The 598-nt window shown below is 62.7% G+C and carries 1 protein-coding gene; it reads left to right on the top strand.

The window, feature by feature from the left end; genetic code table 11:
- Window positions 1-582: aminoglycoside phosphotransferase family protein (locus AC1DX0_RS36825; protein WP_477359581.1), on the top strand; the 582-nt coding region annotated here is incomplete at its 5' end.
- Between the last annotated feature and the right edge of the window lie 16 nt (window positions 583-598).

Genomic DNA, 598 nt, shown 5'->3' with positions numbered 1-598 from the left:
ATGATGATCGAAGCCGATTTGCTGGTCGACTGGTATGTGCCGATGGTCACGGGCAGTCCGCCAACCGACGCCTTGCGGGCCGGCTACCACAAGGAATGGAACGCCGTGCTCGACCGGCTGGCGGCCAGTGAATACACGCTGATGCTGCGAGACTATCATTCGCCCAACATCATCTGGCGTGGCGACCGTTCCGGCCACGACCGCCTCGGTATCGTCGATGTCCAGGACGCGCTGATCGGCCCTTCAGCCTATGATGTGGGGTCGCTCGCCATGGATGCCCGCGTCACCGTATCGCCTGACATCGAGGCACAGACGCTCAAGGCCTACATCGCGGCGCGCCATGCGGCAGGCGCCTTCGACGAAGCATCCTTCCGGGAGGCTTATGCGATCATGGCTGCGCAACGCAATTCGAAGATCCTCGGCATCTTCGTCCGGCTCGAAAAGCGCGACGGCAAGCCCTATTATCTAAAACACCTGCCGCGCATTCGCGACTATCTGCGGCGGGCGCTGGCGCACCCGGCCTTGAGCGGGCTGCGCGACTTCTATGTCGCCAATGGCCTGCTGGAGGAACGGACATCGTGACGGCAAAGCCCAGGAC

It is taken from the genome of Mesorhizobium sp. P3_A9 (genome assembly GCF_056402975.1).
The sequence above is the reverse complement of the archived record's forward strand: the minus strand, read 5'-3'. Positions and strand labels throughout refer to the sequence as shown.